Origin of the sequence: Gillisia sp. CAL575, assembly GCF_000403785.1 — a bacterium.
GTDB lineage: Bacteria > Bacteroidota > Bacteroidia > Flavobacteriales > Flavobacteriaceae > Gillisia.
The window spans coordinates 1-7163 of sequence record NZ_APHJ01000053.1; the positions used below are offsets into that span (position 1 = coordinate 1).

Below are 7163 nucleotides of genomic sequence, written 5' to 3' on the forward strand. Positions count from 1 at the left end.
CCACAATCATAGTGATGCTGGTGGCACTCAAGAAGTGACCACAAATAGGATGCTGAGCAGGTTATTTTTGTGTTGAATTCTTACTGAAGCAAAGCTTCATCAAAAATTCAACACGTTAAAATATTATAAGTATGAAATAAGAGAAATTAAAATATTATCTTTAAGAAATAAGGTTATTGCTTTTCATAGGAAACGATGTTACCTGCTGTTTTTTAGTTAGAACACTTGGCATCTAAATACATACTTAAACTCCCTGTTTGAGACTCAAAGTTATCCATTGCTTTTTCTCTAGAGTAAATTTTATGAAATGGGGATTTACTTGCTGGAATGGAAAAAAACTTACTGTCAGCTTTTGATTTATTGCTTTCCACCCATTGTATTGTTAATAAGACTTCACCTAGTTCTTCTTTAAGATAGATGTCGTAAGGATTTAGATCAATAGATTTCCAGCCAATTTGTTCATTCTTAATTTCGAAAATGATATTATCTGATATTAATAAATCTTCAGGTTGGCCATCTATTAACCTATAGATATTAATTCTAAATTTTAAGGATTTAAATTCATTTTGAGAAATTGCAAAATTGAATTTTTCAAGTCGGCAATTTTTTCTGAGTTTGATATTCATTCCTCTTTCTTTACTTAATCTATCGTCAATTTCTTTTTCATGAACTGTATAAAAGTTAAAATGCATGAAACCAAGACCTTTATCAGTTCTTCCTAGTTTTTTGTCTTTGAATTTTTTAGTCTCAAAAACAACTTCATCTAACTGATTTTCTTCAGTTTCCATCTGAATCGATATATCATTTTGATCTTTTAATTCAGCAACTGATTTTTTTATTGTTTTGTATCCTATATAAGAAAGCACTACTGTATCAATTTCCAATATATTTGAAGGTATTTTAAGAATATAATCTCCATTTCTATTCGAAACCGTACCAATATGTTTCATTGGTATTCCAATATTTACAAACGGGAGAGCAATCTCGTTTTTATCGGTTATTTTTCCTTTCAGTTTGATCTCTTGTGAAAATCCTGTTGAAATTAATATTAATGTCAAGAGGTAAGTCAGATAAACATTATTCATTTACGAAATTTTGGTTAAAAATAGCAGGTAACGGTCTTGGTTAAGGCAAGTGGCGTGGAGTAGGGACGCGTTCTTGTCGGCTTTGTTGTTTGTTACTTGGTGTCTAAAATAGTACTTTTTCGACTAACCCCGCTATTTGCGCTTAACCGATGTTGCCAACAGTATTTTTTATTAAGTTCAGAATTTTTTTTTGAAGACTCAAACCTAAATTTATTTGAATGGGAAGTAGATTGTTTTAAACGGAATCAAAACTATTTTAAATAAAAAACCCAGAGCAAGTCTGGGTTTATCTTTATTTTATTATAGTGCACCATTATAGTATATAAATATAAATAATAAGGCACTTATTTGATACAAATATAGAGAATTTTATTCAAAACCTATACCCGATTTTATTTTTAACAATATTTTGTATTACTTCATTATCTGCATAAGATTCAAACAATGTATTAATTGCGGTTTCCATTTCATCTTTTCTACTATTTGAAATTTTACCAATTATATATAAAATAACTTTAATACAAGAATCTAAGTTATGCCTTTCTGTACTATTGAATTGTATTTCTGCAAAAGCCGATATACTTTTAGAAAGATTTAAGTCGAACATAACACTGCTATGAGCGCAACAGTTTCTAACATAAACGATTGTGTTGAGTAAGTTTATAAATTTATGATGATTTCTTACTCCGTATAACTCAGATATTCTTACTTGAATTTCTTGTTCATTTAATGATTTATAAATTTTCGAAATTGCTCCAAAAGTCAAAAATTCTAGAGTTTTCCATGCAGGGGCATATCTGTCATTAATATATTTCCCATGATGTTTTCTCAATGGCTTATTATCATTAATGAAATCTTCATTATAGTGAAGTTCGAAATTTTCTATAAAATCTCTTGATACAACTTTAGGGTCGATAAACCAAGTAGGTGATTTTTTATATTTGTTAGAAACATAATAAATTAGTTTTGTTCTAAAACTTAACTCAATTCTATTTAAGTATTTTATCAATATACTTCTTAAATCTACATCTAAATAATAGAGATTTACAACATCTGAAAATTTTGTCCCTTTCTCGAAATTATGTTCTGCATCTATTTCAAATGGATTCCAATAAAAGCCTAAACGATAATATCCAATATCCAAAAGTATCTCTTTAACTTTATCCTCTTCCATATCGAAATCCATATTTCTTAACTTAAGAATTTCTATTTGTTTAGTAATACTTGTTGCAATTTGACCCATTTAAAAAAGATATATTATTTTTTAATTGAAAAAGTTAAAGATAAGAATTATCAGATTAAGCTTTAAGGTTGTTTCCCCGCAAACAATCTGAAAGACGGGAAAATGTATATAAAATTAATTGATAAATTTTCTAACAATCCGTTCAGTTAATATTGTTGGCAACGGTCTTGGTTAAGGCAAGTGGCGTGGAGTAGGGACGCGTTCTTGTCGGCTTTATTGTTTTTTACTTGGTGTCTAAAATATCACTTTCCGTTGGAATACCCGCTATTTGCGCTTAACCGATGTTGTGTACAGTTAATTTTATCGACTCTAACCAAACTGTCAGTTAAAGATTCAAATTCCTTATTTAATTGAAATTCAGAATATTTATTCAAACTGTCAGAAGAACTTACAATTACACTCATTGGTTTATATTCAATTGCAGGTTTCGGAAAATATATATTTTTGGTTCCTGTTCCCTCATGCCAAACTCCGATGTCATTCTTGGGAGGAGGATTTAACTCGCTTTCAAAATACATAGAATAGGATCTTCTTGGGAGTTCCTCAACATCCACCTCATTAAGTTTTCGATAATATTTGTGGTTAACATATCCAGTTTCAAATACTCCCTGGTATAGTAATATTCCATTTTTTGGAATAATTAGTTGTTCACGGTCATTTTTTAATATTACCTCTTGACCACACGGCATTTTTTCAATAATTACAGCCTTACCTTTAAAATCCTTTTCGAAGATAAAATCAAATTTTTGTGCTGTTGTTGTACCGATTGTACTGGTAATAAACATACTTGCTAAAAAACAAGGATACCAAAAAACTATAGGTAACAATGACCAAATAATTTTTGTTTTCCTTCTGTGTTTGCTTATCCATAGAAATACCAAACCAATTACAAATACTGGTACTGTATAGATTAACATGTGTGGGCTCAGTGACACAATAAATGCCAATGTTACAATTATGATTCCTATTCGTGCTCTCATTTATTAATTGTACACAACGGTCTTGGTTAACGCAAGTAGCGGGAGTAGAGACGAAAACTTGTCGGCTTAGTTGTTTGTTACTTGGTCTCTAAACTATCACTTTTTTATCAATTGCCCGCTATTTGCTGATAACCGATGTTGGCATTAGTACTTTTTCGGCCAGATTGTTTCAAAATATTCGCAAACTATCAGCATATCTTCTTTCGGTTTCTCTCCGCTTTGATGCAATGCGTTCTCGAAAAACTCCCAATGTGCTTTTTTCCATTTTTTGAGAGGTTCAATATTCGTTCCCATGTCCAATTCAGCATATTCTTTGGAAATTTGATTAAATGGAATTGTATCTACTTTTGTAATTTCAATTATCGCTCGAGCTTTTCCATCAAAATCCGTTACAATACTTTTTGTTCCGATTTTAGGTAAATCAGCATTAGCTTCTTTATACCAAAAATATAAATTGGAACCTGCTTTCTTTTTACCGTTTACAATCAGTTCCGCTAATCTATTTGAATCATATTCGTTATTATGAAAAGGATAAGAATCTGGTAATTCATCGTTTTTAAATTCTGGATTTGAATCTGTGAAATCTTCCCACATTGCGTGTACAGTTTTGTCAATTTCATTTTCAAATTCCGCGATTTTACTCGTATCTACTTCAGTTTTTGTTTCCGATTTACAGCTGACTAAAACCAAAAATAGCATAATTGTCAAATGTTTCATTTTTTTTGGTATTAATGCCAACGGTCTTGGTTAAGGCAAGTAGCGTGGAGTAGGGACGCGTTCTTGTCGGCTTAGTTGTTTTTTACTTGATCTCTAAAATAGCACTTTTCACTGGAATGCCCGCTATTTGCGCTTAACCGATGTTGTGCGTAGGCCGTTTACTAAGAATTTGTGGTTTCTTTATTTTCTATCAACTTTATTTTTTTACTATTCCAATTTATAATAACACGATAATTTCTAAAAAAATCTAAACCAAACCTTTTTACTAAATATTGCTCTGAATACACCTTTTCATTTTTCATAGTAGAATTTCCGAATTCTATTTCGCTAATTATTCCGGTATAAGATTCCCTTGTTGAATTTTGTTTTCCATAAACTCCAATAACACCTTGAGTATTAGATTTTTTGAAATCTGAAATTTGACCACTTTCTTTTTGCTTTTCAAACTCTGAAAAAGGGATGACGATATCTCCATCATACCCTAAATCAACAGAAAAATTCCATATTTTTTTCCCATTTATTTTACTGGCAATAGAAGGTAATCCGGCAACACCAATAAATAGCTTATTCTCAATTATTTCTTCAGGTAAGTTTAATTTTGATTCATTGTCAGTTATGGTAATTTGATTTTTGCTAAAATCAATATCCCAAATAGCGTGTTGCATTAAATTAGACCCTATAAATCCATCAACATTTAAAGAAGACCAAATTGGTGTAGCATTAAAATCATTTACTAAGGCAGTTATTCCAACAAAATCTATCGATCCAATTTTTATGGTTTCTATTCTTGTATATCTATTTTGTTTTGATTTATTATAAATATCATAGGCATTTACAGAATCAATAACTGTCATTTTTAAACTTTCAGCAAGTTCTTTTGATAAAAGAGTAGGTGATCCTGTATCTAAAATAAATTTATATTTTTTATTTTTTAATTCTACAGGTATAATTATCCATCCATTTTTTATGTCGAAAGGAAAAGTAATTTTATAGTTTTCTTGGTCTGTTTTTCCTTCTTTAAAATACTTTGCTGCTTTACTAGTTGAACAGCTATTTATTAGAATAAGTGTTATAAAATAAATAAATAGTTTAGCTATTTTCATTCTTTGAATTTTTTTAATACAGTTTCTTACGGCTTACGCACAACGGTCTTGGTTAAGGCAAGTAGCGTGGAGTAGGGACGCGTTCTTGTCGGCTTAGTTGATTTTTACTTGGTGTCTAAAATAGCACTTTTCACCAGAATGCCCGCTATTTGCGCTTAACCGATGTTACCTGTAGTGCTTTTTTTAAGCAACCTTATAATCTCCATCGTTCATTTCAATACTGAACTTGATGTTTGCTTTTAATGCTCTGAAAACCTTTAAAATGGTTTCTACAGTTACGTTCTTAGCATTTCTCTCCAATTTTGAAATTTGAGATTTTTGTACACCAATAAGTGCTCCAAGTTGCTCTTGAGTCAAGTGTCTATCTTTTCTAACAGATTTTATCATCTCTCCTAAAACATCGAGTTTCAAGTCAAATTCATATTTATCTCTATTATCAGTCCCAACTTCACCAATGTGTTTATCTTTTAATTGACCTAAAGTCATTTTTCTGTTTTTTCCTTTTGTTTCCATCTTCTTATTTTTTTGAATTCTTTAAGTATTCAGTCCTCCATTTTTCAGCTTTTTCAATTTCTCCTTTCGGTACTTTGTCCACTTTTTTAATCATTCCATGAGTTGAGATAACTAAAGTTTCTTTATCATCTGATTTATCCCAGAACGCAAAAAGTCTGTATTGAAGTCCACTATATTTTGTTCTAAACTCCCAGATGTTATCTGTTAGTTTTTTAAACAACTTTGGGTCATTTACAAATCGAGCTTTGTCAATATTGTAGATAATCTTATTTCGTGATTTGCTGTCTAAATTTTCAATAAACTGAATTGCATTTTCTAGGAATACAACTTCAAATTTTTCTTTCATCCACTATAATTTTCAATTACGAACATTCAAAGGTAATTAAATGTTTCTATATATGGAAACTTATTTTGGTCTGGCCGCATTACAGGTAACGGTCTTGGTTAACGCAAGTGGCGGGAGTAGGGACGCGAACTTGTCGGCTTATTTGTTTGTTACTTGATGACTAAAATATAACTTTTACTTGAATACCCGCTAATTTGCGATAACCGATGTTGTACATTGTGGCGATCCTCAGAATATGTTGTTTTGTTGTCATCCTTTTTAAGTCATTTTGTTCTGTTCTGAATCTTGTTTTCTTTCTTCAAATTCGAGTAAGAATCAGTTTTTTAATTTTTGGATCTTATTCATTTTTCATTTGTCACGTCTAATTTGAAGTTAGAGTTATAAATTTAAAGGCATTCAATTTATCCATTTTTCATACTTGAGTAAAAGTCAGAATAATGAGCTGAATGCATCTGTTTTTACTTTTTTAAAGTTTGAGTAAGAATCCGCACACTGATTTTAAAATCACTCAATTTTCACACTTTTCATCCTTTTAAACTTTCTCAATAAAACTCACGTTTGAGTAAGTTTTATCCTTAACTGAAATCTTGAAAAAGTCAGCGCAACAGTTGCGAGTGATTGGCTTTTTAATTCAGATTTTCAACAGTTTGTTTTGCGATTTTCAATCTGAGCCATAATTTACAACGGTCTTGGTTAAGGCAAGTAGCGTGGAGTAGGGACGCGTTCTTGTCGGCTTTGTTGTTTTTTACTTGATGTCTAAAATAGTACTTTTCAATAAAATGCCCGCTATTTGCGCTTAACCGATGTTAGCTTTTGTTGTGTTGGTCAGTAAGCATTTCGATTTCACTTTTAAGTTTGGGTAAGTGGTTAATCAAAATTGACCAAATATTTTCATCTGAAATACTATCATATGCATGAATCACTTGATTCCTGAGTCCGATAATAGATTTTGCATTTGTGATTTTAGATTCAAAGTTTGAATCTTTTGTAATTATCCGATTAACAGCTTCTCCGATAATTTCTAAATCTCTTTCAACTGCTCGCTTGAGCATCAAATTTTCTCGGTACTTGAAAAAGTCTTTTTCTGAATTCTCAAAATAACTTTCGATTTCATTGATGGCTATCTTAACATCAAATAACCATTTTAGAATTCTTTCATCCATAAATTAATTCTTT

8 protein-coding genes are annotated in these 7163 nt (G+C 30.7%); all 8 read right to left on the reverse strand.

Annotated elements, in window-relative coordinates; all coding sequences use genetic code 11:
- Positions 1-212: 212 nt before the first annotated feature.
- The 8 genes from I130_RS14700 to I130_RS14735 all read right to left on the reverse strand — a co-directional run bounded on the left by I130_RS14700 (position 213) and on the right by I130_RS14735 (position 7150).
- On the reverse strand, positions 213-1085 hold the full coding sequence (locus I130_RS14700; RefSeq protein ID WP_034924979.1) for a carboxypeptidase-like regulatory domain-containing protein: 873 nt from the start codon (positions 1083-1085) through the stop codon (positions 213-215).
- A 373-nt stretch (positions 1086-1458) separates the two neighbouring features.
- Entirely contained in the window at positions 1459-2328 is an 870-nt protein-coding gene (locus I130_RS14705; RefSeq protein ID WP_034924982.1) for an Abi family protein, read from the reverse strand.
- Positions 2329-2570: 242 nt separating this feature from the next.
- Entirely contained in the window at positions 2571-3308 is a 738-nt protein-coding gene (locus I130_RS14710) for a hypothetical protein (RefSeq protein ID WP_157480596.1), read from the reverse strand.
- 144 nt (positions 3309-3452) lie between these two features.
- Positions 3453-4025, reverse strand: a complete 573-nt coding sequence (locus I130_RS14715) for an ASCH domain-containing protein (RefSeq protein WP_034924988.1) — start codon at positions 4023-4025, stop codon at positions 3453-3455.
- A gap of 161 nt (positions 4026-4186) precedes the next feature.
- Entirely contained in the window at positions 4187-5128 is a 942-nt protein-coding gene (locus tag I130_RS14720) for a retropepsin-like aspartic protease (RefSeq protein WP_034924991.1), read from the reverse strand.
- Between the two features lie 183 nt (positions 5129-5311).
- Positions 5312-5641, reverse strand: a complete 330-nt coding sequence (locus tag I130_RS14725) for a helix-turn-helix domain-containing protein (RefSeq protein WP_034924994.1) — start codon at positions 5639-5641, stop codon at positions 5312-5314.
- Between the two features lie 4 nt (positions 5642-5645).
- Complete coding sequence (locus tag I130_RS14730; protein ID WP_034924997.1) at positions 5646-5987, reverse strand: type II toxin-antitoxin system RelE/ParE family toxin; 342 nt, start codon at positions 5985-5987, stop codon at positions 5646-5648.
- An 806-nt stretch (positions 5988-6793) separates the two neighbouring features.
- Positions 6794-7150 (reverse strand): DUF86 domain-containing protein, encoded by a 357-nt coding sequence (locus I130_RS14735; RefSeq protein WP_034925000.1) that lies wholly within the window; start codon positions 7148-7150, stop codon positions 6794-6796.
- Between the last annotated feature and the right edge of the window lie 13 nt (positions 7151-7163).